Consider the following 25,730-nt stretch of genomic DNA (forward strand, 5'->3'; position numbering starts at 1 on the left):
CCCACGGGACGTTCCGGTTACCGTCGGGGTGTGCTGTTCTCGCAGATCGTCGCGACGTCCCGGGACGTGGGGGCCACCCGGTCGCGCAAGGTGAAGATCGGGGCGCTGCGTGAGGTCCTCACCCAACTGGAGCCGGCCGAGGTGGAACCGGTGGTGGCGTGGCTGTCCGGGGAGCTTCGGCAGGGCCGGATCGGGATCGGCTGGCGGACGATCGCCGACATCCCCGCCACCCCGGCTGACGTGCCGTCCGTGACGGTGTCGGAACTCGACGGGACCGTCACCGCCGTCGCCGGGATCTCCGGCTCCGGATCCGCCGCTCGTCGCCGCGAACTGCTCGCGGACCTCTTCGCCCGCACCACCGCCGACGAGCGGGACTTCCTGCTGCGGCTGCTCACCGGCGACCTGCGCCAGGGCGCGCTGGAGGGGGTGATGACCGACGCGATCGCGGCGGCCGCCGACCTTCCCGTCGAACCGGTGCGCCGGGCGTTCATGCTGTCGGGACGGCTGCCCGCGACCGCGGTCGCGGCGTTCGACGGCGGCGTGGACGCCCTCACCGCGTTCCGGCTGGAGGTGGGCCGACCGGTCCGGCCCATGCTCGCGTCCCCCGCGGAATCACTCACCGACGCGTGGACCGAACTCGACGGCGACGTCAGCGTCGAATACAAACTCGACGGTGCACGGATCCAGGTGCACCGCAACGGCGACGAGGTGCACATCTTCACCCGCACCCTGCGCGAGATCACCGGCAGCGTGCCGGAACTCGTCGAACTCGTCGCAGGCCTGCCCTGCACGTCGGCGGTGTTCGACGGGGAGACGCTGGCACTCACCGACAGCGGCCGGCCCCGACCGTTCCAGGAGACGATGAGCCGCTTCGGCGCCGAGTCCGCCCGCGACCTGCTGCTGCACCCCTACTTCTTCGACTGCCTTCACCTCGACGGCGTCGATCTTCTCGACGCGCCGTTGGAGGAGCGGCTGGAGGCGCTGGAACGCGTTGCCCCGCAACACCGCATCCCCGGACTGATCCGCCCCGACAGCGACGGCGCCGCAATCCATTTCGACGACGCCCTTGCCGCCGGTCACGAAGGTGTGATGGTCAAATCGCTCGCCGCGCCGTATGCGGCGGGACGTCGCGGCCGCGCCTGGCAGAAGGTGAAACCGGAGCACACACTCGACCTGGTGGTGCTCGGCGCCGAATGGGGTTACGGGCGGCGAACCGGCTACCTGTCCAACCTGCACCTCGGTGCGCAGGATCCGGACGGCGGCGAACCGATCATGGTGGGCAAGACGTTCAAGGGCCTCACCGACGCACTACTGCAGTGGCAGACGGACGAATTCCCGCGCCACGAACGCAGCCGCGACGACCACACCGTGTACCTGCACCCCGACCTCGTCGTGGAGATCGAACTCGACGGCGTCCAGGTCAGCACGCGCTATCCCGGCGGGCTCGCGCTGCGATTCGCGCGGGTCCTGCGCTACCGCCCCGACAAGACCGCCGCCGACGCCGACACCATCGACGCCGTGCGGGCCCTGCTGCCGGGCTGACTGCGCTCGCTCGACCTGCGTGGCGGGCGTGTGCGCGGTAACCTCCCCGGCACAGATAAGGACGCCGTGCTGTGAGGGGGTCGACTGGTGAACTTCGTTTTCCGTTTCGTGCCGTCCCCCGTCGAGCGCACTGTCCGGAAAGTGGCCACTGCCGCCGAGGGACCGGTCCGCGTCGCCGTGTGCGCCGTGACCGTGCCGATCGACGTCGCGAAGACGTCGTTCCACATCCTCCGGCTCACCGAGGAACTGCTCGAGGAGGTCGTGTTCCTGCTGCGGACGATGCGGCCGGTGGTCGAGGCGGTGAGCACCACCCAGCAGTCCGACAATTTCGACACGGTGTTCCGGACGCTCGAACAGATCCAGCAGTCGGCCGACGCGATTGCCCGCACCCCGATCGGGGTCGTCCGGAGCGTGTTCGCGCCGGCCCGTCCGTCGTCCGAGCAGGTCGACTATCACCCCACGATCATCGACGCCGAGCCGCCGAAGCCGTCCGGCGTGGCGGTCCGGATCGCGTCCGTCACCGTGACGGCGCCGAGCATCACGTTCGGCAGGCCGAATCGCTGATCCGGGTTATCGCCCGGGAAAGAAGTCCGCGTTCTGCACGTAGTCCATTGCGGCGGTGAACGTCGGGTCGCTCATGCGCCTGGTCATCTCGGCCTCGTCGACGTCCTCGATGTGGGTCTGGACCCACCAGAGGTTGCCGAACGGGTCGCGGACGCGGCCCACGACGTCGCCCCAGAACAGGTGCGTCGCCTTCGTCACCAGCGTGCCCCCGGCGGCGACGGCCCGCGCGAGCACCGCCTCGGCGTCCTCGACGTACAGGCGGAGGAACCCGGGCGTCGGCGGCCAGTCGGGTCGCGCGTCGAACATCATCACGACGGCGTTCCCGATCCTCACCTCGGCGTGTCCGATTGTGCCGTCCTCGCTCACCATCCGTCCGAGTTCCTCGCCGTCGAACGCCGCCTTCACGTAGTCGATGAGTGCGGCGGTGTCGCGGGAGATGATCCACGGCGTGACGGTGGTGTAGCCCTCGGGAATCGGATCGACGGTCATGCGGTCCTCCTGCATCGGTGAATCGGATTCACTCACCGTAGAACCGATAGCGGTCATTTTCGGTCCGAATTTGATCGCCCGGATACGCTCGTATCGTGTCCGAACACATCCTCGTCACCGGTGGATCCCGCGGCATCGGCGCAGCGGTGGTGCGCCTCGCCGTCCACCGCGGCTATCAGGTGACGTTCACGTTCCAGAACGACGACGAGACCGCCGCGCAACTCGTCCACCACTGCGGTGTCCGCGCCACCGCCGTGCGGGCGGACGTCCGCGACGCGGATGAGGCCGTCGCCGTCGTCGATGCGGCCGACCAACGCGGTCAGCTGGTCGCGCTGGTCAACAACGCGGGGACCACCGGCCCGCTCGGCACGTTCCTCACCACCCCGGACGAGGTGGTACGGGAGGTGTTCGACGTCAACGTCTTCGGGGCGATGAACTACACCCGCGCGGCGGCCGAGCACTGGATCCGGCAGGGACGCCCTGGCGTCATCGTCAACCTCAGCTCGATCGCGGCCCGCACCGGCGCACCGGGCGAATACGTCGGGTACGCGGCCTCCAAGGCGGCCGTGGACAGTGTCACGACGGGGCTCGGGCGGGAACTGGCGAGCGCGAACATCCGCGTCGTCGGTATCGCGCCCGGTACGACGGACACCGACATCCACGCCGCTGCCGGCGATCCGGAACGACCCGGGCGAGTGGCCGGGAAGGTGCCACTCGGCCGGGTCGCAGAGCCCGAGGAGATCGCCGAAGCGGTGTTGTGGGCGCTGTCCCATCAGGCGTCCTATGTCACCGCCACGACCATCGACGTTTCCGGGGGTCTGTGACGCTAGCGCCCTCGCGAGCCGACCCGCGGGACGAGCATCGGCACCCGCGAGCGGTAGGTGCGGTAGTCGTCGCCGAACGTGTCGACCAGGTCGTGCTCCTCGAAACGCACCGCCACCAGGATGAAGCCGGTGGTCCCGACGGCGAACAGCAACCGGCCCCAGGTCATCGTCGGCGCCACCCAGAACGCGATGATGAAACCGGCATACAGCGGGTGCCGGATCACCCGGTACATTACAGGTGTCCGAAAGTGACTGGGCAGAGCCGACTTTCCGCTCTGATTCCGCAGCACCTGGCGCAGCCCGAACAGGTCGAAGTGGTCGATGGCGAACGTCGCCGCCAGCACGAGGGCCCACCCGCCGAGCGACACGACGTAGATCACCACGCGGACCCAGTCGGTCTCCACGTCCCAGATCTGCTCGGGTAGCGGACGCCATTGCCACATCAGCAGCGCCAGCGCGGCCGTGGCGAACAGGACGTATGTCGAGCGCTCCATCGGTTGCGGGACGATCCTGGTCCAGCGTTTCTTGAACCAGGGCCTGGCCATCACCGAATGCTGCATGGCGAAGACCGTCAGCAGCACCACGTCGATGACCACGGCGACGGCTACGGGGGCGTCGGGACCATCGTTGATCGTGTGGGGCACCACGAGCCCCTCGACCCATCCGATCGCGTACAGGAACACGATCAGGAACGTCGCGTAGACGACCATTCCGTACACGGTGATCAGTGTTCGGGCGACACCACCTGTGCGGTGCGCCTGGGGTGATTCGACCATCTCGGCCATGCTGTTCTCTCCGATCGCTGGGATTCCCCCGACGCTCCGAAGTCTCCGATCGGGCGAGGTGCGGAACAAGGAACCCTGGGGTGGGAGTCACCGCACCCCGGCGACCGTGTCGGATCGGTTGACTACTCTGTGGCCATGCTTCCCGGGGACTTGCGCGACATCGACGCGGCGTCGATCAAGGCGGTCCTCGGCACCACCACCTACACCCGCGGCGAGCAGTACGCCCGCGACCACGCGGTAATCCAGATGTCGTGGGATCCGGCAGCCAAGGAGCTGTGGGGCGAGGTCGCGGGCACGGCGAGGGAGCCGTACTCCACGTCGGCGTTCATCGTCTCCAGCAGATCCCGCACCGTGTACCGGTACGGGATCTGCACGTGTCCGGTCGGCATGAACTGCAAGCACGTCGCCGCCCTGCTGATCACCGCGATGAAACAGGCGAGGTCCCAGGCGCAGGCGGCGGTCGCGCCCACCTGGGAACGCTCGCTCGGTTCCCTGCTCACCGCCGATCCCTTCGGCGACTCCGGCGGGCGTTCGCCGCTCGCCATCCAGTTCCGGGTCCAGGCGTCGGCCGCCGACGCGGCACCCCAGTTGCTGGTGCGGCCCGTCCAACCGGGCAGCAAGGGCTGGATCGTCGGCGGGTTGGCGTGGAACAAGCTGGGCAGCCAGTTCCAGCATCCGGCCGAGCAGATCCGGATGCTGCACGAGATCCATCTGCTGTCTGTCGGGGGTCTGACCTACCGCCGCCAGAATCACACCGATCTCGACCTCGGCGTCTTCCCCAGCCGCCAGCTGTGGTCGCTGCTCGACGAGGCGACCCGGGTCGGCGTGGAGCTCATCCACTCCTCCAAGCGTTTGGGCGCACTCGCCCCCTACCGCTCGGCCGAGGTCTGCCTCGACGCCACCCGCGACGACGCCACCGGCGCTCTCGTCGTACGGCCGGTGGTCCGCGTCGACGGCGAACCCGTCGACGCAGTGACCGTCGGCTTCATCGGAGTCCGGGCCCACGGCCTGTTCTACGTCGACGCGGACGACCGCATACACCTCGCGCGCCTCGACTCCGTCGTACCCGGCCCCTTGCAGGATCTGGTGCGCCGCCGCACGCCCATCGAGGTGCCCGCCGCCGAAGAGCCCCGTTTCCTGGCGGACTTCCTGCCGAAGCTGCGCAACCTGGCCACCGTGATCTCCTCGGACGGCTCGTTCGTCCCACCCGCGATCTCCGAGCCCACTCTGGTGATGCGGGCGTCGTATCACCCCGACCACGAGGTCGCCGTCGACTGGGAATGGCTGTACACCGTCGGGGACGACGAGCACCGTGCGCCGCTGGCGGCCCGGACCCCCGGCGACGAGTACCGGGACGACGTCCGCGAACGCGCACTGCTCGACGAACTCGACATCGCCTGGGACAGATACGGGTTGGGGTCGGGCGGTCCGGAAGCGACCGCGTTGCGCGGACTCGACACGATGCGGTTCACCACCGAGGTCCTGCCCCTGCTCCACGGCAAGTCCGACGTGGCGATCGACGTTTCGGGCGAACCCGCCGACTACCGGGAGGCCGGCGACTCCCTGGCCATCGGGGTGTCGGTCACCGCATCCGAGGGCGGCACCGACTGGTTCGACCTCGGCGTCACCCTCACGGTGGAGGGCCGGGACGTACCGTTCGACCAGGTCTTCTCGGCGCTGGCCGCGGGGAGGACCGAGTTGCTGCTGCCCGACGGCGCCTACTTCTCCCTCGACAAGCCCGAACTCCACACGCTGCGGAAGCTGATCGACGAGGCGCGCGCCCTCCGCGACCGCGCGGACGGGACGTTGCGGCTGAGCCGTTTCCAGGCGAGCCTGTGGGACGAGTTCGCCGCGCTCGGCACCGTCGAACGTCAGGCGACGCAGTGGCGGCAGCAGGTGGACGGCCTGATGTCGCCGACCACCATCGGTCCCGCGGAAGCCCCGAGCACGCTCGACGCCCAGCTGCGCCCGTATCAGCTGGAGGGGTTCCGCTGGCTGGCCTTCCTGTGGGAGCACGGGCTCGGCGGCATCCTCGCCGACGACATGGGGCTCGGCAAGACGCTGCAGGCGCTGGCGCTGATCTGCCATGCGCGGCAGTCGAATCCGGCCGCGCCGCCGTTCCTCATCATCGCCCCGACCAGCGTCGTGTCGAACTGGGAGTCCGAATCGGCCCGCTTCGCCCCGGACGCGAGTGTCGTCGCGATCTCCGACACCCGATCCCGGCGGCGCGTTCCCTTCGATGAACTGGTCGAGGGCGCCGACATCGTCGTCACGTCGTACACCCTGTTCCGTTTGGAGTTCGACGCCTATGCGGAGTCCGCGTGGTCGGGGTTGATCCTCGACGAGGCGCAGTTCACCAAGAACCATCAGTCCAAGATCTACCAGTGCGTCCGCCGGCTCGAGACTCCGTTCAAGCTGGCGATCACCGGCACGCCGATGGAGAACAACCTGATGGAGCTGTGGTCGCTGCTGTCGATCACCGCCCCGGGACTGTTCCCGAATCCGGCCCGGTTCACCGACTACTACCGCAAGCCGATCGAGAAGCAGGGCGACACCGAACTTCTGGCGCAGCTGCGCCGCCGCGTGAAGCCGCTGATGCTGCGCCGCACCAAAGAGCAAGTGGTGAAGGACCTTCCGGCGAAGCAAGAGCAGGTGCTCGACGTCGAACTGCACCCGCGGCACCGCAAAGTCTACGACACTCACCTGCAGCGTGAGAGGCAGAAGATCCTCGGCCTGCTCGCCGACGTCGACAAGAACCGCTTCACGATCCTGCAGTCGCTCACCCTGCTGCGGCAGCTGAGCCTCGACGCCGGTCTGGTGGACGCCGAGTACCACGACGTCCCGTCCACGAAGGTGGATGCCCTGCTCGAGCAGCTCGCCGACGTCGTCGCGGGTGGTCACCGGGCGCTGGTGTTCAGCCAGTTCACCGGGTTCCTCGGCAAGATCCGCGACCGGCTCGCGGACGCCGGGATCGAGCACAGCTACCTCGACGGCAGCACCCGGCGTCGCGGCGACGTGCTCCGCGAGTTCAAGGAGGGCGCCGCCCCGGTGTTCCTGATCAGCCTCAAGGCCGGCGGTTTCGGGTTGAACCTCACGGAGGCCGATTACTGCTTCATCCTCGACCCGTGGTGGAACCCGGCAACGGAGGCCCAGGCCGTGGACCGGGCGCATCGCATCGGGCAGACGCGGAACGTGATGGTGTACCGGCTGATCGCGAAGGACACGATCGAAGACAAGGTGATGGCGCTGAAGGCGAAGAAGTCGGCGCTGTTCGCGAGCGTGATGGACGCCGACTCCCTGCTCAGCTCCAGTCTGGACGCCGACGACCTCCGCGGGTTGTTCGAGTGACCTCGCGGTCGACGCGGGTTCCGGGGCTCCGTCGATGTCGGAGAGCCCTGGTAGGAACGTGAATGTTCACACTGAGCGAGGAGGGCGCCGTGAGCCGCAACAGCCAGCAGAACCGTGCCGCACGCAAACGCAAGAAGCAGCAGCGTAGCGGCACCCGTCAACATCGCGAGTTCCGTCCCGATTTCGACGCCGAATCGTTGGTGTTCGCAGGGATCGAGTTCGCTTTCGGGCCGTCGGCGAATGCGGAATCGCTGCGCCGGACACTCGACCAGTTGGCAGAACTCGACAACTCCCGATGTGCGGCCGAACTTCTGGATCGAGCCGCACAGATGCTTGACGCGTCGATGGACCACGCGTTCTCCTCGGGGTGGCAGCCGGCGGAGCTCGTGCACGCGGCGCGCCGGGAATTCGGTGCGCGCACCGCCCGGCTGACGGTTGCCGCGATCGGCTCCCACGCGAGCCGCACCTCGGCGCACAAGAGCGCCCCGGAGCCGTGGCGCGAGCAACTCGACGAGCTGAACATCGGCGCCGACGACGCACCCGCCCGTGGCCGGCTGTCCGCCTGGCGTGCGGCGGAGAACGCCGAGCCGACGGACACCTGGGCGGCGATCCTGTCGCTCCTCGGCTTCTGCAGCTATCTGATCCCCATGACGCCACTGATGGCCACCCCACCGAACTGGGTCACCGGTGCGGCGGCGTCACGGCCCGCCAAGCCTGGGCCCGAACCCAAGGTGCTGTCCCGCATCCGCGGCCTGCTGGCCAAGGCAGAAGCGACCACGTTCGCGGAGGAAGCAGAAACCCTCTCGGCGAAGGCGCAGGATCTCATGACCCGCTACGCCATCGACAGTGCCGTGGTCGACGCCGAGGCGCATACCTCACTGAGCGATCAGGTGGTCACTCGTCGGTTGCTCGTCGACAATCCGTACCCCGAAGCGAAGGTGCAGTTGCTGCACTGTGTGGCGGAGACCAACAATGTGCGCGTGATCTGGCACCAACGATTCGGCCTCGTCAGCGTGGTCGGGATGCCGATCGACCTGGACCTGTGCGAAATGCTTTTCACTTCGCTGCTCGTTCAGGCTTCTCACGCATTGAGTGAGGCAGGCGGCGACCGGGTGAAACGCTCACCCAGCTTCCGTCGCTCATTTCTGCTCGCGTTCGCGACCCGTATCGGAGAACGGCTGGCGATCGCCCGGGAACGAGCCGGTCGCGACGCATCCAGTCAGTACGGCAAGGAGTTGGTGCCGATCATGACCGAACGCACCGAGGCGGTGGGTTCGGTGTTCGAGAAACAGTTCCCGTCCATCGTCACGACGTCGCATTCGGTGACTAACGCACACGGTTGGCAGGCGGGTCGCGTGGCCGCTGAGTTGGCAGATCTGACCGGTGGGCGGGAACGAATCGCCGAATGAGTCGGGGCACCATCTGATCGCCACTACGAGAGGAGTTCGATGTCCATCACCGCCGACGTGCATCGGCTTCTTCGCCTGCGGCAGGACCACGCCGCGTGGACGTTGCTGCGGGCCGATACCGCGCCGGCAATTCTGGCGCTGTTGGGCCGGCACTTCGACCATGGGACCCGCCGCCTCCCTGCTCCGGAACTCTTCGCCCGCTTGGACTCCGATCTGCAGACCATGCGCGACGAGGGCCTCGACTTCCCGCGAACCGGTCAGGCCTATTGCACCGAGTGGGTGCGGTCCGGATACCTGCTCCGACGAGCAGCGGCCGGTACCCGTGAGGAGACCCTGGAACCGACGGAGGGCGCGTTCGCCGCGATGGCCTTCGTCGCGGGCTTCACCAGCCAGGCGAGTTCGGCAACCGAATCCCGCCTGACCACGCTCTCCACCCAGTTGCAGGCCCTCGCGCGGGATTCCGATCCCCGCGCGGAAACCCGTCTCGCCGCGCTGCTGGCCGAACGGTCGTCGATCGATCAGCAGATCGCAGCGGTGGAGTCGGGAGTCTTCCCAGTCCTCGACGGCGAACGCGCTGTCGAGCGTTCTGCCGAGATTCTCGCGCTGGCCTCGGAGGTCCCCGCCGATTTCGCCCGCGTCCGCGCCGAACTCGAGGAACTCAACCGTGATCTGCGAGCCCGCATCCTCGATGACGACGGTGATCGCGGCGACACTCTGGGAGATGTGTTCCGCGGGGTCGACCTGATCGGAGATTCCGATGCCGGCCGCAGCTTCTCTGCCTTCTACGACATGATTCTCGATCCGGCCCGGTCGTCTCAGATCGACGAGTGGATCGATGCAGTGCTGCGGCGGCCGTTCGCCTCCCAATTGACCAACGATCAGAAACGACGGTTCCGCGCATTACTGACCGAGATGGAAACGGCTGGCTCCGAAGTGCATTCGACGATGACATCCCTGTCCCGGTCGTTGCGTCATTTCGTCCAGTCGCGTCACTACGAGGAACACCGCCGGCTGCAGCGGTTGCTGCGCAGCGCGCAGCAGAGTGCTGTCGCCGTGGCCACACGTCGTCGACCCTTCGACCTGCTCGACCTCGACCTGGTGCGCGTCGGTATGAGCATCGAATCGGTCGCAGCTCTGCGCCTGCACAACCCTGCCGACAACCTCGTCACCGAGCCGGTGCGTACCCACGACCCCGGGACCGTCGATCTCGATGAACTTCGAAAGCTCGTCCGAGAATCCGAGATCGATATGGACGAACTGTCCGACAACGTCGCGGCGACGCTGCGCGCGCACGGTCGCGCCACGATCGGTGACGTCCTGCGCGAGTACCCTGCCACCCAAGGACTCGCGAGCGCAGTCGGATTGATGGTCCTTGCCACCCACCACGGGCACGCGATCGACGGCACCGAAGACATCCACTGGATCTCGGGAGCCGGAGTATCGCGTCGGGCGACAATTCGTCGTCACCTGTTCGATCCTGCCGCCGACGAGTTCACCGCTCGTCCGGCGTTCGCACCCACGGGGAGCTCGACATGACCCACGAGCCGATGGCCGGCGGCCATTACCCCGGCGACACCGGCGAACTGGACCTCGAGACGCGGCGCGCGTTCGTGCAGCTACTCAAGGGCCCTCTCGTCACCGCGGCCAAACATCCCGAGGTGTGGCGTGCGGTGATCCGGGACGAGCGCCTCCTCCGGTCCCGACTCGCCGACGTCTTCCTCGATCTCGTCATCGACGACGAGAACGAGCTGGCGTTCACCCGCCCCGCCGAGACCGGCAATGCCAATACCCCCACGGTGCTGCGCACCGAGCGTCTGACCTTCATGGACACCGTCATGCTGCTCGCATTGCGCCAACGACTGCTGCGCGCGCAACCCGGCGAACGGGTGATGGTCGACCTCGACGAACTGCGCGAACAGCTCGAGCTGTATCGCACGGCCGGCGACACCGACCCGGCCGGTTACGCGAAGCGCATCAACGCGTCGTGGAAGAAGCTCGACAAGTATTCGCTGCTCACGAAGACGTCGACCGACGACCGAATGGAAATCTCCCCGGTGTTGCGGCAGCTGTTCGATGCCGAACAGGTCGCTCTGGTCGAAGTGGAGTTTCGGCGCATTCTGGAGGAGGACACACCGTGATCCCTCCCGGTCAGCGCCGTCTGGCGCGCGTTCAGGTCGTCAACTGGGGGACGTTGCACGGTCACCACGATCTTTCCGTGGCCCGTAAGGGCTTCCTGATCACCGGCAATTCCGGCTCCGGCAAGTCCACGCTCATCGATGCCATCTCGGCTGTGCTCGTCCCGGGCAATCAACTGCGGTTCAACGCGGCCGCGCAGGAGGCCACGAACTCGGGACGCAACTTCGTCACGTACATCCGTGGCGCGTGGCGGCGGGAGGCGGGCGCCGACACCGATGGTCTGGTCGCCTCGTACCTGCGCACCGGCGCGACGTGGAGCGGGATCGCCCTCACCTACCGCGCCGGCACCGACGATCCGCCGATCACCCTCGTCAAACTCATGCATCTGGGTCGCGGCCAGAACGCCGCAGCGGATGTCACCCACCTCCATCTGATTCTCGAACACGAACTCGACCTGACCGACTTCACGTCGTTCACGACGCGCGGCATCGACACGAGGGCGATCAGGAAGCGGTGGCCGGAGTCGACGGTCAGCCCGGCCTACGGGCCGTTCGCCCGTAGTTTCCGCTCCCGCCTCGGCATCTCGTCGGAGGGCGCTCAGCGCCTGCTGCACCGCACCTTGTCCGCGAAGAGCCTCGGCAGCCTCGACCAGTTGTTCCGCGACTACATGCTCGACACTCCGAACACCTTCACGATGGCCGAACGTGCGGTCAACCAGTTCCACGACCTGCAGGAGGCGCACCGCGTCGTCGTCGACGCGCGGCGTCAGGTGGAGATGCTCGCACCGCTCGTCGATCTTGCCGACACCCGGCAACGCGGGCTTCAGTCCCTGCGCGACACGGACGAGGAGAACGCGCATCTCGGAGCGGTTCACGCGGAGATGACCTTGTTCCTCCTGCGCGGTGAATGCACTGAACGCCATGCCCTGACGCCTCTGCTGGAGGCGGGTGCGAGCGAAGCCACCGCCGCTGCCGAGCGTGCACGGCAGGAGACCCTCGATCTGACCATGAAACTCGAGGGCATCGGGGGCGGCAGACTGGCCACCCTCCACGCGCAGCGAGACGCGGAACTGAAGACGCTTGCGCGCGTCCGAATCAGGCGCCAGCAGATCGCCGAGGCGGTGTCGGCCTGGGAAGGAACCGTTCCGGAGACCTCCGAGGAGTTCGCGCGACTGCGGGGACAACTCGAGGATCAGGCGCGTCAGGCCACCACCGCCCACGAGGCACGGCACGGCGCCCGCTACGCGCTCGCCGAACAGCGCGGCACCGCGCAGAAGGAGCGCGCGGCGCTGATCACCGATCGCGAGATCGTCGCCCGCAGACGTTCCAACATCGATCCGACTCTGCTCCGCGCGCGCGAGTCGATCTGTTCCGCCGCAGGTGTTCCGGACGACGCGGTGCCCTTCGCCGGCGAGTTGATTGCGGTGCGGGACGAATACTCCGAGTGGACCGGACCCATCGAGCGAGTCCTCGGCGGCCTCGGCCGAACCCTGCTCGTCCCGGACGACGTGTATCCGGCGGTTGCCGCGGCCGTCGATGCCACCCACCTCGGCGCGCGCCTGGTGTATCGCCGAGTGCGGGTGGGCGTCACACCGTCGGCGGTGCCGAAGACCGGGGCGTTGTCCCTGGTGCGTCGCGTGGAGGTCGCCGACGGTCCGCTCGCCGCGTGGATCCACCACCATCTCGCAGACCGCTACGACTATGCATGCGTCGACACCGCTGCCGAATTCACGGATCACGCGCGCGCCGTGACACGCGCCGGGCAGGTCAAGCACTCCGCGGAGCGGCACGAGAAGGATGACCGCAGCCGCATCGACGATCGCCGGCGGTGGGTTCTCGGATTCGACAACGAAGCCAAACTCGAGGACATTCGCCGGCGAATCGCAGATCTCGATGTCACGATCGCAGGTGCGACGAGCCGACTCGACGCGCTGGACCGTGAGGACCAGCAGATCGCCGTCCAGAACCGCGCAGCACAGACAGTCCTCGATGCTCAGTGGGTGGACGTCGACGTGAGCGGTGCGCAGGCTGCCGTCGACGCCGTGGACAACCGTCTCGAATCATGGCAGCAGGACAACCCGGAGCATTCTGCGGTGTCGGTTGCCCTCGAGCTCGCCAAGAAGGCAGAGAACGAGGCCGACGCAGCCCGGCGGCAGGCGGATACTGCGTTGACGGTGCATCGAACTGCGGTGACGGAACTCGAGACGCGGATCGCGCGGGCCGAGCTCGACGCGGATGATGCGGCTCCCGATGCTGTCGCCGCGCGGATCAGGGCGCGATTCCAGAAGTTCGCGCGCCGAGTGACGTCGGACAACATCGACAAGGCGCTGTTCGAGGTCGGCCAGGGTATCGGCAAGGACAGGGCTGACGCACAGAGCGCGGTGTCCGCCGCCGACGCGTCGATCGTCAGGATCCTCTCCCAGTATCTGGCGCGATGGGAGTCTCGCGGCGGTGAGCTGCGGATCGACGCCGAATACGTCGACGACGCACTGACGATCCTCCAGCGCCTGCGCTCCGACGGCCTTCCCCGGTACGAAGATCGGTTCTTCCAGTTGCTGCACGACCAGTCTCACCGCAATATCGGCGAACTCGCTCGCACGATCCGCAAGGCGCCCGCCGAGATCCGTTCCCGCATCGATCCGGTGAACGACTCACTGCACCGTTCCGCGTTCGACACCGACCGATGGTTGCGCATCGACGTCCGCGAGCGACGGTCGCCGGCGGCGGCCGATTTCCTCGACGACCTGACCCGGATCACGAGTGGTGGATGGGACATCGAACAGCGTCCCGCAGCCGAGGAACGATTCGAGCGGATGGCGGCTGTGCTGGAGCGCCTGGCGTCGAAGGAACCCGCGGATCAGCGGTGGCAGCGCCAGGTTCTGGACACTCGCCTGCACGTCGGGTTCATCGGCGTGGAGGTCGACGGTGCCGGAGAGGCTCGCAACTACCACGATTCGAGCTCGGGATTGTCTGGCGGTCAGGCACAGAAACTCGTGTTCTTCTGCCTGGCAGCGGCGTTGCGGTATCAGCTCGCCCCCGACGGCGCAGACCTTCCCCGGTACGGCACCGTCATCCTGGATGAGGCGTTCGACCGGGCCGACTCCGCGTACACACGCCGAGCACTGGATGTATTCGCGCAGTTCGGTTTTCACATGGTGCTCGCGACCCCACTCAAGTTACTCGGCACCCTCGAGGAGTACATCGGCGGCGCTGTGACCGTGAGCATCCGCGACCGGATGCACACCGAACTCAGCCTCATCGAATTCGACGACGTGGGCACCACATGAGTGTGCGGTGTGTTCTGCCGCCCGCTGCCGCGGCGAAGGCGCTGACCACCTACAGCAGTCGCCGACGTCGCTGGCTGGCCGACCCCTCACTTGCCGAACAGGATTCACTGACGGTTGCCCTGCATCCGCCGTCCGAGCACCAGATTGCCGAGGATCCCGACGCGGTCGTCGCGTGGGTCCGCTCCTGGCGCGCCTACACCGGCGCCGGCCACGTGGAGTGGGCGATGCGCCGATGGCCGAGCTTCGGCACACAGGAGGTGCCGGTGCGGCTGACACTTTCCGGGGCCGGCCAGATTGCGTCCGCGGGTGGCCGCGAAACCGAATGGCGCGCCCTGATGATTCGTCGTGACGTACTTGTCGACCGCCTTGGTCCCGGCACCGAGACGTTGTCGGCAGCGGTCGCCGCGACCGCGGCGAACTGGCTCGACCTGGACGACGACGACTTCGTCAGGCTGACAACCATCGCGCGGTGGTTGAGCGACCATCCGAACTCCGGGTACTTCATTCGTCAACTTCCCGTTCCGGGCGTCGACACGAAATGGCTCTCGCGTCATCGCGGAATGGTGGAGACTCTGCTCGAGGGCGTTCGCGGACACCGGGAACTCGGTATCCGGAGCCTGCCCGGCATGCGAGACGTCGCTCTGTGCGATCCCGATCTCCTGATCGGAACTCCGAGGCGCTTCGCGACCTCTGTGGAGGAACTCACCGCATTGCCGCTGGCCCCGGCGCGCACCGTGATTCTCGAGAACAAAGAGGGCCTGTATGCGCTACCTCGGCTGGCGGAGACGGTGGCACTGCACGGTGGCGGCTACACGGTTCACGAGTTGGCCGGAATTCCGTGGGTCGTCAACTCGGAGGTCTGGTATTGGGGCGACCTCGACAGTCACGGTTTCGCCATCCTCGACCGTCTGCGCCGACATCTTCCGCACGTGCGGAGTCTGTTGATGGACACGGACACCCTGGATCGGTGGCGGACCCTCGCGGTCCGCGAGCACAAGCCCACCTTCAACGAGGTATCCCATCTCACCGAATCCGAAGCCGCCGCCCTGCAGTCCCTGCGCGAGGACGATCTCCGCCTGGAGCAGGAACGCATACCCTGGCCGTACGCCCTGGAGAGACTCCTCGCTGCAGTCGGTCCGGGTCAGTAGTCCCCGGGCGCGTGGTGACCGTTGCCCCTGGGTAATGTCCGATCCATGCCTCGTTACACGATTGCGCTGCGGAACAACTCGGGGCCGGACGCGCCGGCGTCCGTGAGCCGCCATGTGCCGTTCTACTGCGCGCACGAGGCAGCGGGGGCGGCGTGGAATCGGGCGCTCGACGAGGCGTGCGGCGACCTGCTCGACCCGGTCACGCAGACCGCCGTGGTGAACGTCGTCAGCAACTTCGGACGCGAACTGTTCACCGGTGACGCGGACGTCGTCGTCGCCCTGGACCGGATCGGCACCACCTCGCTGACCTTCCTGATCACCCTCCACCAGGACTGCGTGCCGGCCGCGGAGCTGACCGTCGTACTCGTGCACCTCGATTCGAGCCGGGTGAACTCGGCGCCGTGGTCGCCGGCGCAGATCGCGGCGCTCGAGGCGTTGCGGAGCGCTCCGGTCGTCGCCTGACCTCGATCGATCGAAGTTTCAACGAAGCCTGATCTGGGCATTTGATGCGTATGAGTATCGAAGACGGGCCCGGTGACACGCTGAGCCCCAGCGAGAGCCTGGACTCCGACGACGTGCGCAACAACGACGGCGACGACGTCGTCGATCCGCCCGACGGGTGGAGTGAGGCCGACAAGTTCGGCACCACGGCGCGCGAGGAGCGGGAGGGTGAGTCCCTCGACGAGAAGTTGTCCGAGGAAGAGCCCGACGTGATGCTCGAGGAGCAGAGCGAGGTGTCGTTGGCGGATCTCCCCGACGACCAGCTGACCGAGGACGTCGACCGTGTCATCGACGAGGAGGACATCGACATTCCGGTGTTCGGAAACAAGCACGCCGACGTGGTCGAAGGCGTCATCGTGCAGGACTCGCGCACCGACCGGGGGCAGATCGACGGGTCCGCGGAGGACGGCGACTCGTTCTTCACCGTCCTGGACTGACGGCAGTGTCAGCCGCGCTGCCTTCCCCGGCCGTAGCGCAGGTAGAGAAAGTCGTCGTTGATCAGAGCATGCTCGAGTGAAAGTGTGCGCGGCGCTTGCACTGTCGGGCCAGACGATGCGGGCAGTGTTTGCGGACCGGCCAATCGCGGGGCGAGGGTCAAGCACATCTCGTCCACCAGATCGTGTGTGACGAGATCGTGGAGGAGGGTGGGGCCGCCCTCGCACAGGATTCGGCCGAACCCGCGGTCCCGCAGAGCGGCCATGAGGGCAGGCATCTCGACGCTGTCGTCACCCGCCACGACGATGTCCGCCGACTCCCCGAGTGCTGCCCCGCGCGTTTCTGCCACCCGTCGGGTGGTGACGACGATCGGCCTGACACCACCCGCGAACAGTGGTGAACCGGGGGGAAGATTCCCCGTTCGTGTGACGACGGCGATCGGCGGTGGTGTGTCGTGTCCCCACCGTTCGAGTCGATAGCGAGCCTGTTCCTCCGTCAGCTGCACCGGTCCGTACGTTTCGGCGCGGACGGTGCCGGCCCCGACCAGAACCACGTCGGCATACGCACGCATCGCACGCAGGAGTTGGTGATCCACCGGGTCGGACAGGGGCCGGACGCGTCCGCCGAACGCCGCCGCACCGTCCAGGCTGGCAACCATGTTCACCCGTACCCCGTCCGGCGGGTCGCGGTAGAACTCTTCCGCCGACACCTCGTCGGCACCGCTGCTCAGCTTGCGCATCTGCGGCATCACGCCTCGTGCCCGGGTTCGAGGTCGCGCACGTCGGAGAAGGTGACCAGCTGCCCGAGGTCGTCCGGGGCGGATCCGGTCTCCGGGGCGAGGAGGAACGCGACGTGGTCACCGAGTTCGAGTCGTTCGAGGATTCGGCCGCTGAACCATGCGGGTGAGTCCTCCAGGATCGGCAGCCCGTGCGGGCCGGGATGCCAGTCGCATCGGGCGAACTTGTCGATCTCGTCCCCGGTTTGCGCGCCGAAGAGCGTCGCGAGCGCGACGTGGTCACGGGTCAGGAGATGCACCGCCAGACGCTCCGCGTGCGACGCCACCGAAAAGGTGTGATTCTTGTTGGACAGTCCGACCAGGAAGCGCGGCGGGTTGATGCTGACCTGCGACGCGAACCCGACGAGGCACCCCGACATCTCGTCTTCCGACCGTGTGGTCACCACGAACATCGGATAGTTCAGGAGCGCGACGACGTCCTCGAAAGCCTGACAGGCATCCCGATCAGTTGCGTCGATGTCCCCGGTGCGATCGGCCATGGGTCCTTCCTAACAGATTCCGGCCGGGAAGCGTCCGACGTGGTACTTCGCGTCCGACGCTTACTCGAAGGCGGTAGCCGCACCGCAGCGCCTAGACTGGGCAGGATCGCACTCGCGACAGCCACCGAAAGGCCCGACATTACGCAATCCTCCGCTCCGCATGACGTCTACTTCGTACCCCCGGAGCAGGAGACCGCGGACGCCGTCGCCCATGCCTCCGCCGCCGCGGCGTCGAGATTGCGCGACCGCGCCGACGTGGTCCGGTTCAAGGGCCGCTTCGCGCTGCCGATCACGCACACCACGCCGCACGAAGCGATGGTCGAGGACCTGCTGTTCGTCCGCGACGTCCTCGATGGCGCCGGAATCGAGTATCTGCTGGTGCGGGGCAACGACGAACGCCCGGTCATCGCGGTCAACTGGGCGCAGCGGAAGGCGTTGCGGGCGGCCCTGGTCGCCGCGTGTGAGGACCGTCCGTTCTACTCCAAGACCGTCGACGCCAAGGGTCCCGCGGTCCTGGTCTCCGACGGCAGCCTGTCCGCGACGTCGAAGGCCCGCATCTTCCGGCTGTTCCGTCCGCGCGTGCACCTGGCGAGCGGCCTGAGTTACGGGGCGTCGACGGGGGTGCAGATCGAGCTGTGGTCGATCAGCGACGACGAGATCGTGCTGCCGATGGAGAACTCCCTGACCCGGCGTGTGGTGCGCTCGGAGGAGGCGGTCCGCGGCACCGTCGAGCGGTTCGGACGGGTGTGGCCCACCATCGAGAACATGTTCGCCGACCATGCGTCGGACATCAATTTCGACGTCGACCTGGTGTTCTCCTGGGTGGACGGGTCGTCCGCGGAGTTCCAGGCGCAGCGCGCCAAGCGGATGCAGAGCTACGTGGTCGGCGAGGGCGACGATTCCGCCGCCCGGTTCCGGCAGATCGACGAGCTGAAGTACGCGCTGCGCTCGGTGCACATGTACGCGCCGTGGATCCGCCGCATCTTCGTCGCCACCGACTCCGACCGTCCCGCGTGGCTCGCCGACGACCCGCGGGTCACGTTCATGCCGAGCGAGGAGTTCTTCGCCGACCCGTCGGTGCTGCCCACCCACAATTCGCAGGCCGTCGAGAGCCAGCTGCACCACATCCCCGGTCTCGCCGAGCATTTCCTGTATTCCAACGACGACATGTTCTTCGGCCGCTCGGTGGGTCCGCAGATGTTCTTCTCCCCCGGCGGCATCACGATGTTCATCGAGGCGACCACCCGAATCGGTTTGGGCCACAACGACGACGAGCGCAGCGGATTCGAGAACGCGGCCCGCGTAAACCGCCGGCTGCTGCAGGACCGCTTCGGTCTGATGACCACCCGGCACCTCGAACACGCCGCCACCCCGCTCCGCAAGAGTGTGATGGAGGAGATGGAGAAGGAGTTCCCCGACGAGTTCGCCGCTACGGCCGCAAGCACTTTCCGCGCCAGCACCAACATTTCGGTGACGAATTCGCTGTATCACTACTACGCGTTGATGAGTGGCCGCGCGGTGGTGCAGACGGCGGCGCGGGTGAAGTACGTCGACACGACGATGAAGTCGGGGCTCCGCGACATGGACTCGTTGCTCGCGAAGCGGTCGATGGACTTCTTCTGCCTCAACGACGGCAGCGCACCCGAGATCGACCTGGAATTGCGGACCAGGAAGGTGACGCAGTTCCTGGAGAACTACTTCCCCATCCCGGCGCCGTGGGAGACCGGCGTCTGATCAGACGGCGGGAAACGCGTCGTTCGGACGCTCGCCCTCGTCGTAGACCGTTGCGGGAGAGCCGATGAGGAGCGGGTCGGGGGTGCCGACCACCCGCAGGTCCTTGCCGCTGTAATCGAATTTGTGGAGCACCCAGCGGATCGCCTCGATCCGGGCCCGCTTCTTGTCGTTCGATTTCACGACCGTCCACGGCGCCTGCGGCGTGTCGGTGTAGAAGAGCATCGCATCTTTGGCCTCGGTGTAGGCGTCCCACTTGTCGAGGCTCGCGAGGTCGGTGGGTGACAGCTTCCACTGCTTGACGGGATCGGTGCTGCGGGAGACGAACCGGGCGTGCTGCTCCTCCCGGCCCACCGAGAACCAGAACTTCACGATGTGGATGCCCGACTGCACGAGCATCCGCTCGAACTCCGGCGCAGACCGGGTGAACTCCAGGTACTCGTTGGGGGTGCAGTAGCCCATGACGCGTTCGACGCCGGCGCGGTTGTACCAGGAGCGGTCCATCATCACGATCTCCCCGCCGGCGGGCAGGTGCTGGACGTACCGCTGGAAGTACCACTGGGTGCGTTCGCGTTCGGTGGGCTTCTCCAGCGCCACCACCCGCGCGCCACGAGGGTTGAGGTGTTCGGTGAACCGCTTGATCGCGCCACCCTTGCCGGCCGCGTCCCGGCCCTCGAAGATGACGACGACTTTCTCGCCGTTCTCCTTCACCCACGCCTGGAATTTGAGCAGCTCGATCTGCAGTTTGCGCTTGCGGTTCTCGTACTGCCGCCGCGTCATCTTCTCGTCGTACGGGTACCCGTGCCGCCACGGTTCGTCGATGTCGTCGATGGCGTGTTTGCGGCCGGACTTGCGCAGCAGCTCCCCGATCTCGTCTATCTCCGGTGTCACGTCGATCTGACCGGCACGCGCGAGTTCGAAGGCGTCGGGATCGTGCAATTCGTCCACACAGCAAGACTACCGCCGCGAGGCGTCGCCGTCCGGGCTCATGAGATCGTGGATCCATGAGCATCGACCACATCGTTTCCGCGCTCGACCCGACGGTCGCGGCCGAGCTTGGGACCGCCCTCGACGGGTCGCCGATCGTCACCCTCGACGGAACGGTGCTGCCCGACCCCGCGCGCGACGCGGTGCTGGAACTGCTCACCCTGCTCGCCGACGGGCAGAGTGTGGCGCTCGGTGCGGTCGCGGACCTGCTCACCACGTCGCAGGCCGCGGAGATCCTCGGCGTCTCCGACACCTACGTGCGCCGGCTTGCCGACTCCGGCGCCCTGCCCATCGAGATGCGCGGCACCCACCGCCGGTTCCGGCTCTCCGACGTCATGGCGTACCGGGAGAAGTTCCCGCGCAGGGGCTGACTACACCCGCACCCGCATGACGGCCTGTTCACCGGCGTCCGGGATCCGCACGCCCTCGGCTGCGAGCCGCTGCTCGGTTTCCTCGGCGGTGACGTATTCGCCGACGGTGTCGTAGCTGCCCATCGGGACCACCGAATGCACGATCGTCTCCGGGTACACGTGCACGAGGTTATAGCCCTGGGCGCCGTCGCGCCCGCGCAACGCCCCGGCAGGGACGTTGAGGTCCTGGGTGTAGCAGGTGGCCGACGCGACGGAGACGGGGATGCCCGCAAACGTCGCCGTCGTCGAGTAGTGCAGATGTCCCGCGAGGATCGACCGGACGTCGCTGCCGTTGAGCACGTCGGCGAGGCGCGGCTGGTCACGCAACTCCACCAGCACCGCCAGGTCGAGGACGCATGGCACCGGCGGGTGATGCAGCGCCAGGATGGTTCCGTGCGGTGCCGGAACCGCGAGCTGCTGTGCCAGCCAGATCAATTGGCTCTCGGAGATCTCCCCGTGGTGATGTCCCGGCACCGTCGTGTCGAGGGTGACGATGCGCAGTCCGTCGACGTCGTAGACGTGATCGATCGGCTCGTACGACGGTTCCTGCCCGAGCAGTTCCGTCCGGAAGTGGCCGCGGTCGTCGTGGTTGCCCATCGCCCAGATTACCTGCGCACCAAGCGACGCGGCGACCGGTTCGACGATCGCCCTCAGCTTCTCGTAGGCGCCCGGCTGGCCCCGGTCGGTGAGGTCGCCGGTGAACACCAGGGCGTCCGGGCGGGCGTGCGACGACTCGATCTCGGTGAAGATCTGCCGCAGGGTTGCCTCGCTGTCGACGGCCCCGTACAGCAGGTCGTCGTCGACGAGATGGGTGTCGCTGAGGTGCAGCACGAAATGTGACGGTCGCGGATACTCGGCCGTCCGTATGTCGGCTGCCTCGGTGCCGCTCATCGGTCTCTCGCTTCCGCTCGCCCCGACGGGGGCAGGTGCCCGGGTGGACGCCACTATTTGTCCACCCTAGCCAAGCGCACTCCGGTCACCTCCCGGGGCACGCGCGGTGGCCGGACGGTGAACGGTGGGGCACGACGTCAGTTTCGTGCGTGGTGCGGTGCGCGCGCCTCCGGGCCGGCGGGCGGGATCATCGCGGCGAGGTTGGCCTGCGCCTCGAACCGGACCCGCTCGTCGCCGTCGTCCGCCGCTGCCGCGTCCTTGGCCGCGGTGAGGAACGGTCGGACCAGGTCGAGGGGCATCGGGAAGACGACGGTCGAGTTGTTCTCGCCGCCCATGGCGCTGAGGGTCTGCAGGTAACGCAGCTGCAGCGTCGTCGGGTTGCGGCTGATGACGTCGGCGGCCTCGACGAGTTTCGCGGAGGCCTGGAACTCGGCTTCGGCGTTGATGATCTTGGCGCGGCGCTCACGCTCCGCCTCGGCCTGCCGGGCGATGGCCCGTTGCATGTTGGCGGGGATCTCGACGTCCTTGATCTCGACGGTGGTGACCTTCACACCCCACGGTTCGGTCTGCTGGTCGATGACCTTCTGCAGGTCTTCGTTGAGGCGTTCCCGCTCGCCCAGCAGGGCGTCGAGGTCGGCCTTGCCGAGGATCGAGCGCAGGGTGGTCTGGGCGATCTGCAGGGTGGCGGCCAGGAAGTCCTCGACCTCGACGATCGCCCGGTCGGCGTCGACCACCCGGAAGTAGGCGACGGCGGTGACCTTGGCAGGCACGTTGTCGTGGGTGATCACTTCCTGAACGGGGATCTTCAGGGTCACGGTCCGCAGGCTGACCCGTTCCATCCGGTCGATCGCCGGGATCAGCAGCACAAGTCCCGGACCCTTCAGGTCGACCAACCGGCCCAGCCGGAACACGACGGCCCGCTCGTACTCGCGCAGCACCCGGATCGAGCTGCTCGCGAGGACGGCGAGGAGGGTGATGACGACGCACAGGATGACGATGATTGTGGTCATATCTCCAGCTCCCATGGTTCGCGGCGGCGCACGGTGAGGGTGAGTCCGCGGATCTGCTCGACGATGACGGAGTCGCCGGCGGTCGGTGTCTCGTCGTCCCCGAACAGTGTTTGCGCCTTCCAGAGGCTTCCGGCGGCCTCGACCTGACCTTGCCGTCCTTTCCAGTTGCGGACGGTGGCGTCGGATCCGACGAGGGATTGCATCCCGGTGCGCACGGGCGCGTGCCCGGCGGCGAGCGCCTTCCGGCCGCCCACCACCGCGAGACCCACTCCGACCACCGCGACTCCGGCGGCCGCCGGGATGGCGATCATCTGTGCGGTGTCGCTGGACGTGAACAGCAGCCACACGCCGGCCCCGACGAACAGTGCCCCGAGCCCGCCGAGCACACCCGCGGTGGGTGCGTGTGCCTCGACGACGATCAACAGCACACCCAGCACCAGCGCCAGCACGCCCAACGCGGTCATCTCGCATCACCCACGATCACGCTTTGCGAGGACCCGGTCGCACTCGCATAGCCTCTTCGCGATCGAGCCCTCAGTTCAACGGTAAGCGCAGGTCGACGGCAATGCCACCCGCAATTTCCGGCGGGGTACCGTTCAACGAATGACCAACCTTGATCACGGAGATCCCGGTGACGCCCCGACCGTGCCGCCGCCGCTGGAGGAGGTCGTCAATCCGGCCCGCCCGTCCGCTGCCGAGGAGGCCCGGACGGTCGCGGCCACGACGAACGTAGGCACCCTCGCGAGCCTGACCAGGGACGGCGACCCGTGGGCGTCGTTCGTCACCTACGGTCTGCTCGACGGCTCGCCAGTGCTGTGTGTGTCGCAGATGGCCGAGCACGGCCGCAACCTCGCGCACGATCCTCGCGCCAGCATCGCGATCGTCGCGCCGAACCCGCCCGCCGATCCACTGGCCAGCACCCGCATCACCCTCGCCGGGTACGTCTATCGCCCGGAAGGCGACGAGCTCGCCGCCGCGCGGGAGGCGCACCTGGCGGCCGTCCCGGCGGCGCACGTCTACATCGACTTCAGCGACTTCTCGCTCTGGGTGCTGCGGGTGCAGCGTGTGCGATGGGTCGGCGGTTACGGGCGAATGGACTCGGCGAGCGAAGAGTCCTACGCCGCCGCGACAGCAGACCCCGTAACCCCGCATGCCGGCCCGGCGATCGAGCACCTCAACGCCGACCACGCGGACGCCCTGCGCGCCATGGCCCAGGCGCTCGGTGGATTCCCCGATGCGAAGACGGTCACCTGTGAGGGCGCCGATCGCTACGGACTGGACCTGCGGGTCATCACCCCCCGCGGCGTGGCCGTGACCCGCGTCGGATACGCAGAGCCACTCGACTCCGCCGACCAGTTGCGCGCGGCGACAGTCGCTTTGACAGATCAGGCCCGGGCACTCACCGGTCGGTGAGCACGTAACAGCTGGGGCGACGACCTCCCCGACCGACCAGCCCGGATGAGAGCGGCGAGCTTCGTGCTCGCCGCTCTCGGGACCAGCCTGCGCGCAACACCTCGGGTGCGAGTCGGGCACCGAGCGGGCGTCCGGCGAAATCCAGGTGACCGGTGACGGCCGACTGCAGCAGCCGATAGGTGTCGGTTCCGACGGCGCCGAGCCCGGTGACCAGTGCAAGTTTCGTCACCGGCATCTGCGCCAAGTCGCGCAGCGCGGCTGCCAGGGTGACGTCGCGGGCCTGGCGTTCGTTGACCTTCCGCGAGCTCATCACATAGATCCGGCTGGTCGCCTCCAATCGCGCGACCTCGGCGACTATCTTCGGTGCCAGCTTCTTCCCGACGCCGGTCATTGAATGCAGGAGTGCCCGGCGGGCGGAGCACCTTCATCTGCTTCCGCAGAGCCGCGAGGTCGCCGGACGCGACCATCACCGCACACAGGGCGTACTCGCCCCGCTTCGATTCGTCGATGAACGCATGCACGCGGAGAAGCCCCCGTGCGCGACACCTTTCGCACGCTACGCCGCGGTGGTCAGCTTCCGCTCTGAGGTGTGGATTCACGCGGGTACTCGATTCGGCGACCAGTCACCAGAGGGTGAGGGGTAACCCGGCCGCTTCCGCGCAGCGGATCCGTTCCTCGATCTCCTCGATGGCTTCGCCACGGGCGAGGCCGGTGCGGATCGCGGCGGCGATGGCGCGGGTCGGCCGGCAGGCCGCGGACATCGGCGAGGATACAGGCGAGGTTGCGGCGGCGCAGGTGGTATTCGGTGCGGTTGACGGCGTTGGTCCCCAACCGCATGTGCGCGGGTTTGTGCAGCCGGCGAAGTCGCATTGGTGGCATTGACGTCTCATACGTGGTCCGGACAGAGAAGATCCTTGACGTCAAGGATCTTCGCCGAGACCTTCCAGCCCACGGCGCCGATGCGAGGCGGCATCGACCCCCAAGCCCGTCGCCACCGCTTGGGCCGGGCACCGGGCCCGCGTCGAGCTCGCGGAGACCATCGCAAGATTTCATTCAGAATCCGACAAGCGACATCCCAGATCCTTTTCGTACCCGCAAAAGCTCTCACAGAAAAGGACCCGCCATGTTCCCCAAGACCGTCAAGTCCGCCGCTCGCGTCGCCACCGCCACACCGGCGCCCCGAATCACCGGTTCGATCATGAAACACACCGGCCTTCGCGCCGCGATGTGTGTCGGCGCTACGGTTCCCCTGGTACTGCTCGGTCACGGGATAGCCTCGGCCGCAACTATTGAGGTCTATGGGGGCGCCGACGAGGTCGAAGTGTATGTAACCGACGGTACGCCCGGGGAGAACTGCCTGGTCACCGACAACGGCTACACCTTTGGTGACGTGGTGGATGATGCGGGGTTTCTGGCTATCTTTATTCCAGCTGAGCCCGGCGACCACCAGGTGACTCTGGCGTGCGACAGCAGCGGGGGCTACGGCCAATGGGTCACGGTCGCACCCACCGGCCCCGGTCCGGGACCAGCCCCAGCACCCGCCCCC

24 protein-coding genes and 1 pseudogene are annotated in these 25,730 nt (G+C 67.4%); 15 read left to right on the top strand and 10 right to left on the bottom strand.

What is annotated here, in order from left to right:
* The first annotated feature begins 30 nt into the window (after positions 1 to 30).
* Complete coding sequence (locus tag G9373_RS32875) at positions 31 to 1,542, top strand: ATP-dependent DNA ligase (RefSeq protein WP_167118930.1); 1,512 nt, start codon at positions 31 to 33, stop codon at positions 1,540 to 1,542.
* A gap of 87 nt (positions 1,543 to 1,629) precedes the next feature.
* Complete coding sequence (locus G9373_RS32880; RefSeq protein ID WP_005570940.1) at positions 1,630 to 2,106, top strand: hypothetical protein; 477 nt, start codon at positions 1,630 to 1,632, stop codon at positions 2,104 to 2,106.
* A 6-nt stretch (positions 2,107 to 2,112) separates the two neighbouring features.
* Here G9373_RS32880 and G9373_RS32885 read toward each other — a convergent pair whose 3' ends face one another.
* Positions 2,113 to 2,595, bottom strand: a complete 483-nt coding sequence (locus G9373_RS32885; RefSeq protein WP_167118932.1) for a VOC family protein — start codon at positions 2,593 to 2,595, stop codon at positions 2,113 to 2,115.
* A 95-nt stretch (positions 2,596 to 2,690) separates the two neighbouring features.
* On the opposite strand from G9373_RS32885, the gene G9373_RS32890 reads away from it, so the two are divergent.
* On the top strand, positions 2,691 to 3,419 hold the full coding sequence (locus G9373_RS32890; protein WP_167118935.1) for an SDR family oxidoreductase: 729 nt from the start codon (positions 2,691 to 2,693) through the stop codon (positions 3,417 to 3,419).
* 2 nt (positions 3,420 to 3,421) lie between these two features.
* Here the strand turns inward: G9373_RS32890 and mddA are convergent, their stop codons facing one another.
* Complete coding sequence (gene mddA, locus G9373_RS32895) at positions 3,422 to 4,204, bottom strand: methanethiol S-methyltransferase (protein WP_167118938.1); 783 nt, start codon at positions 4,202 to 4,204, stop codon at positions 3,422 to 3,424.
* A gap of 135 nt (positions 4,205 to 4,339) precedes the next feature.
* On the opposite strand from mddA, the gene G9373_RS32900 reads away from it, so the two are divergent.
* The 8 genes from G9373_RS32900 (at position 4,340) to G9373_RS32935 (ending at position 16,469) form a co-directional block, all read left to right on the top strand.
* Positions 4,340 to 7,552 carry a DEAD/DEAH box helicase gene (locus G9373_RS32900; protein WP_167118941.1) on the top strand — a complete coding sequence of 1,071 codons (3,213 nt, stop codon included), beginning with the start codon at positions 4,340 to 4,342 and terminating at the stop codon, positions 7,550 to 7,552.
* Positions 7,553 to 7,614: 62 nt separating this feature from the next.
* A complete protein-coding gene (locus G9373_RS32905; RefSeq protein ID WP_133984750.1) occupies positions 7,615 to 8,961 on the top strand; it encodes a DUF2786 domain-containing protein in 1,347 nt (448 codons plus the stop codon).
* A 39-nt stretch (positions 8,962 to 9,000) separates the two neighbouring features.
* Positions 9,001 to 10,497 (top strand): DUF3375 domain-containing protein, encoded by a 1,497-nt coding sequence (locus G9373_RS32910; RefSeq protein WP_133984752.1) that lies wholly within the window; start codon positions 9,001 to 9,003, stop codon positions 10,495 to 10,497.
* Positions 10,494 to 11,099 carry a DUF4194 domain-containing protein gene (locus G9373_RS32915; protein ID WP_133984754.1) on the top strand — a complete coding sequence of 202 codons (606 nt, stop codon included), beginning with the start codon at positions 10,494 to 10,496 and terminating at the stop codon, positions 11,097 to 11,099. Before G9373_RS32910 ends, G9373_RS32915 begins: the two co-directional genes overlap by 4 nt.
* The gene (locus tag G9373_RS32920; RefSeq protein ID WP_167118944.1) at positions 11,096 to 14,383 is read left to right on the top strand and encodes an ATP-binding protein; all 3,288 of its coding nucleotides are present in this window, start codon (positions 11,096 to 11,098) and stop codon (positions 14,381 to 14,383) included. Before G9373_RS32915 ends, G9373_RS32920 begins: the two co-directional genes overlap by 4 nt.
* Positions 14,380 to 15,531, top strand: coding sequence for a DUF3322 domain-containing protein (locus G9373_RS32925; protein ID WP_167118946.1), 1,152 nt, complete (start codon positions 14,380 to 14,382; stop codon positions 15,529 to 15,531). Before G9373_RS32920 ends, G9373_RS32925 begins: the two co-directional genes overlap by 4 nt.
* A gap of 45 nt (positions 15,532 to 15,576) precedes the next feature.
* Positions 15,577 to 15,993, top strand: a complete 417-nt coding sequence (locus G9373_RS32930; RefSeq protein WP_167118949.1) for a hypothetical protein — start codon at positions 15,577 to 15,579, stop codon at positions 15,991 to 15,993.
* Positions 15,994 to 16,037: 44 nt separating this feature from the next.
* Complete coding sequence (locus tag G9373_RS32935) at positions 16,038 to 16,469, top strand: hypothetical protein (RefSeq protein ID WP_005570933.1); 432 nt, start codon at positions 16,038 to 16,040, stop codon at positions 16,467 to 16,469.
* Positions 16,470 to 16,477: 8 nt separating this feature from the next.
* Here G9373_RS32935 and G9373_RS32940 read toward each other — a convergent pair whose 3' ends face one another.
* Positions 16,478 to 17,215 (bottom strand): pyrimidine reductase family protein, encoded by a 738-nt coding sequence (locus G9373_RS32940; protein WP_005570932.1) that lies wholly within the window; start codon positions 17,213 to 17,215, stop codon positions 16,478 to 16,480.
* Positions 17,215 to 17,742, bottom strand: coding sequence for a flavin reductase family protein (locus tag G9373_RS32945; protein WP_005570929.1), 528 nt, complete (start codon positions 17,740 to 17,742; stop codon positions 17,215 to 17,217). Before G9373_RS32945 ends, G9373_RS32940 begins: the two co-directional genes overlap by 1 nt.
* A 39-nt stretch (positions 17,743 to 17,781) precedes the next feature.
* Between G9373_RS32945 and G9373_RS32950 the strand changes: the two genes are divergently transcribed.
* The gene (locus tag G9373_RS32950) at positions 17,782 to 19,476 is read left to right on the top strand and encodes a stealth family protein (protein WP_248949628.1); all 1,695 of its coding nucleotides are present in this window, start codon (positions 17,782 to 17,784) and stop codon (positions 19,474 to 19,476) included.
* Here G9373_RS32950 and ppk2 read toward each other — a convergent pair whose 3' ends face one another.
* Positions 19,477 to 20,421 (bottom strand): polyphosphate kinase 2, encoded by a 945-nt coding sequence (ppk2, locus tag G9373_RS32955; RefSeq protein WP_005570926.1) that lies wholly within the window; start codon positions 20,419 to 20,421, stop codon positions 19,477 to 19,479.
* 56 nt (positions 20,422 to 20,477) lie between these two features.
* Between ppk2 and G9373_RS32960 the strand changes: the two genes are divergently transcribed.
* Positions 20,478 to 20,831, top strand: coding sequence for a helix-turn-helix domain-containing protein (locus G9373_RS32960; protein WP_005570925.1), 354 nt, complete (start codon positions 20,478 to 20,480; stop codon positions 20,829 to 20,831).
* Here G9373_RS32960 and G9373_RS32965 read toward each other — a convergent pair whose 3' ends face one another.
* From G9373_RS32965 to G9373_RS32975, 3 genes are all read right to left on the bottom strand, one after another.
* Positions 20,832 to 21,761 carry a phosphodiesterase gene (locus G9373_RS32965; protein ID WP_005570924.1) on the bottom strand — a complete coding sequence of 310 codons (930 nt, stop codon included), beginning with the start codon at positions 21,759 to 21,761 and terminating at the stop codon, positions 20,832 to 20,834.
* 137 nt (positions 21,762 to 21,898) lie between these two features.
* On the bottom strand, positions 21,899 to 22,771 hold the full coding sequence (locus G9373_RS32970; RefSeq protein ID WP_005570923.1) for a slipin family protein: 873 nt from the start codon (positions 22,769 to 22,771) through the stop codon (positions 21,899 to 21,901).
* Positions 22,768 to 23,235, bottom strand: coding sequence for an NfeD family protein (locus tag G9373_RS32975; RefSeq protein ID WP_005570922.1), 468 nt, complete (start codon positions 23,233 to 23,235; stop codon positions 22,768 to 22,770). Before G9373_RS32975 ends, G9373_RS32970 begins: the two co-directional genes overlap by 4 nt.
* 139 nt (positions 23,236 to 23,374) lie before the next feature.
* Here G9373_RS32975 and G9373_RS32980 point away from each other — a divergent pair, with 139 nt between their 5' ends.
* Positions 23,375 to 24,184: a DUF2470 domain-containing protein gene (locus tag G9373_RS32980; RefSeq protein WP_064079918.1), complete on the top strand. Its 810-nt coding sequence runs from the start codon at positions 23,375 to 23,377 to the stop codon at positions 24,182 to 24,184.
* On the opposite strand, the gene G9373_RS32985 is transcribed toward G9373_RS32980, so the two are convergent.
* Complete coding sequence (locus tag G9373_RS32985; protein ID WP_005561924.1) at positions 24,171 to 24,575, bottom strand: hypothetical protein; 405 nt, start codon at positions 24,573 to 24,575, stop codon at positions 24,171 to 24,173. The two genes, G9373_RS32980 and G9373_RS32985, sit on opposite strands and share 14 nt — an antisense overlap.
* 232 nt (positions 24,576 to 24,807) lie before the next feature.
* Positions 24,808 to 24,945: a hypothetical protein gene (locus G9373_RS48340; protein WP_005561925.1), complete on the bottom strand. Its 138-nt coding sequence runs from the start codon at positions 24,943 to 24,945 to the stop codon at positions 24,808 to 24,810.
* Between the two features lie 362 nt (positions 24,946 to 25,307).
* Between G9373_RS48340 and G9373_RS32995 the strand changes: the two are divergent.
* Positions 25,308 to 25,730: pseudogene (locus tag G9373_RS32995) on the top strand (hypothetical protein); the annotation flags it as partial.

Source organism: Rhodococcus sp. A14, assembly GCF_011603105.1.
GTDB classification, from domain to species: domain Bacteria; phylum Actinomycetota; class Actinomycetes; order Mycobacteriales; family Mycobacteriaceae; genus Rhodococcus_F; species Rhodococcus_F opacus.

What these genes read in the sequence shown, in the direction of transcription:
- G9373_RS32885 (WP_167118932.1), bottom strand. Translation starts at nt 2,595, where the DNA reads ATGACCGTCGATCCGATTCCCGAGGGCTACACCACCGTCACGCCGTGG.
- G9373_RS32940 (WP_005570932.1), bottom strand. Translation starts at nt 17,215, where the DNA reads ATGCCGCAGATGCGCAAGCTGAGCAGCGGTGCCGACGAGGTGTCGGCG.
- G9373_RS32910 (WP_133984752.1), top strand. Translation starts at nt 9,001, where the DNA reads ATGTCCATCACCGCCGACGTGCATCGGCTTCTTCGCCTGCGGCAGGAC.
- G9373_RS32945 (WP_005570929.1), bottom strand. Translation starts at nt 17,742, where the DNA reads ATGGCCGATCGCACCGGGGACATCGACGCAACTGATCGGGATGCCTGT.
- G9373_RS32985 (WP_005561924.1), bottom strand. Translation starts at nt 24,575, where the DNA reads ATGACCGGCGTCGGGAAGAAGCTGGCACCGAAGATAGTCGCCGAGGTC.
- G9373_RS32970 (WP_005570923.1), bottom strand. Translation starts at nt 22,771, where the DNA reads ATGACCACAATCATCGTCATCCTGTGCGTCGTCATCACCCTCCTCGCC.
- G9373_RS32980 (WP_064079918.1), top strand. Translation starts at nt 23,375, where the DNA reads ATGACCAACCTTGATCACGGAGATCCCGGTGACGCCCCGACCGTGCCG.
- G9373_RS32925 (WP_167118946.1), top strand. Translation starts at nt 14,380, where the DNA reads ATGAGTGTGCGGTGTGTTCTGCCGCCCGCTGCCGCGGCGAAGGCGCTG.
- G9373_RS32975 (WP_005570922.1), bottom strand. Translation starts at nt 23,235, where the DNA reads ATGACCGCGTTGGGCGTGCTGGCGCTGGTGCTGGGTGTGCTGTTGATC.
- G9373_RS32960 (WP_005570925.1), top strand. Translation starts at nt 20,478, where the DNA reads ATGAGCATCGACCACATCGTTTCCGCGCTCGACCCGACGGTCGCGGCC.
- G9373_RS48340 (WP_005561925.1), bottom strand. Translation starts at nt 24,945, where the DNA reads ATGTCCGCGGCCTGCCGGCCGACCCGCGCCATCGCCGCCGCGATCCGC.
- G9373_RS32900 (WP_167118941.1), top strand. Translation starts at nt 4,340, where the DNA reads ATGCTTCCCGGGGACTTGCGCGACATCGACGCGGCGTCGATCAAGGCG.
- G9373_RS32935 (WP_005570933.1), top strand. Translation starts at nt 16,038, where the DNA reads ATGCGTATGAGTATCGAAGACGGGCCCGGTGACACGCTGAGCCCCAGC.
- mddA (WP_167118938.1), bottom strand. Translation starts at nt 4,204, where the DNA reads ATGGCCGAGATGGTCGAATCACCCCAGGCGCACCGCACAGGTGGTGTC.
- G9373_RS32930 (WP_167118949.1), top strand. Translation starts at nt 15,577, where the DNA reads ATGCCTCGTTACACGATTGCGCTGCGGAACAACTCGGGGCCGGACGCG.
- G9373_RS32915 (WP_133984754.1), top strand. Translation starts at nt 10,494, where the DNA reads ATGACCCACGAGCCGATGGCCGGCGGCCATTACCCCGGCGACACCGGC.
- G9373_RS32965 (WP_005570924.1), bottom strand. Translation starts at nt 21,761, where the DNA reads ATGAGCGGCACCGAGGCAGCCGACATACGGACGGCCGAGTATCCGCGA.
- G9373_RS32905 (WP_133984750.1), top strand. Translation starts at nt 7,615, where the DNA reads ATGTTCACACTGAGCGAGGAGGGCGCCGTGAGCCGCAACAGCCAGCAG.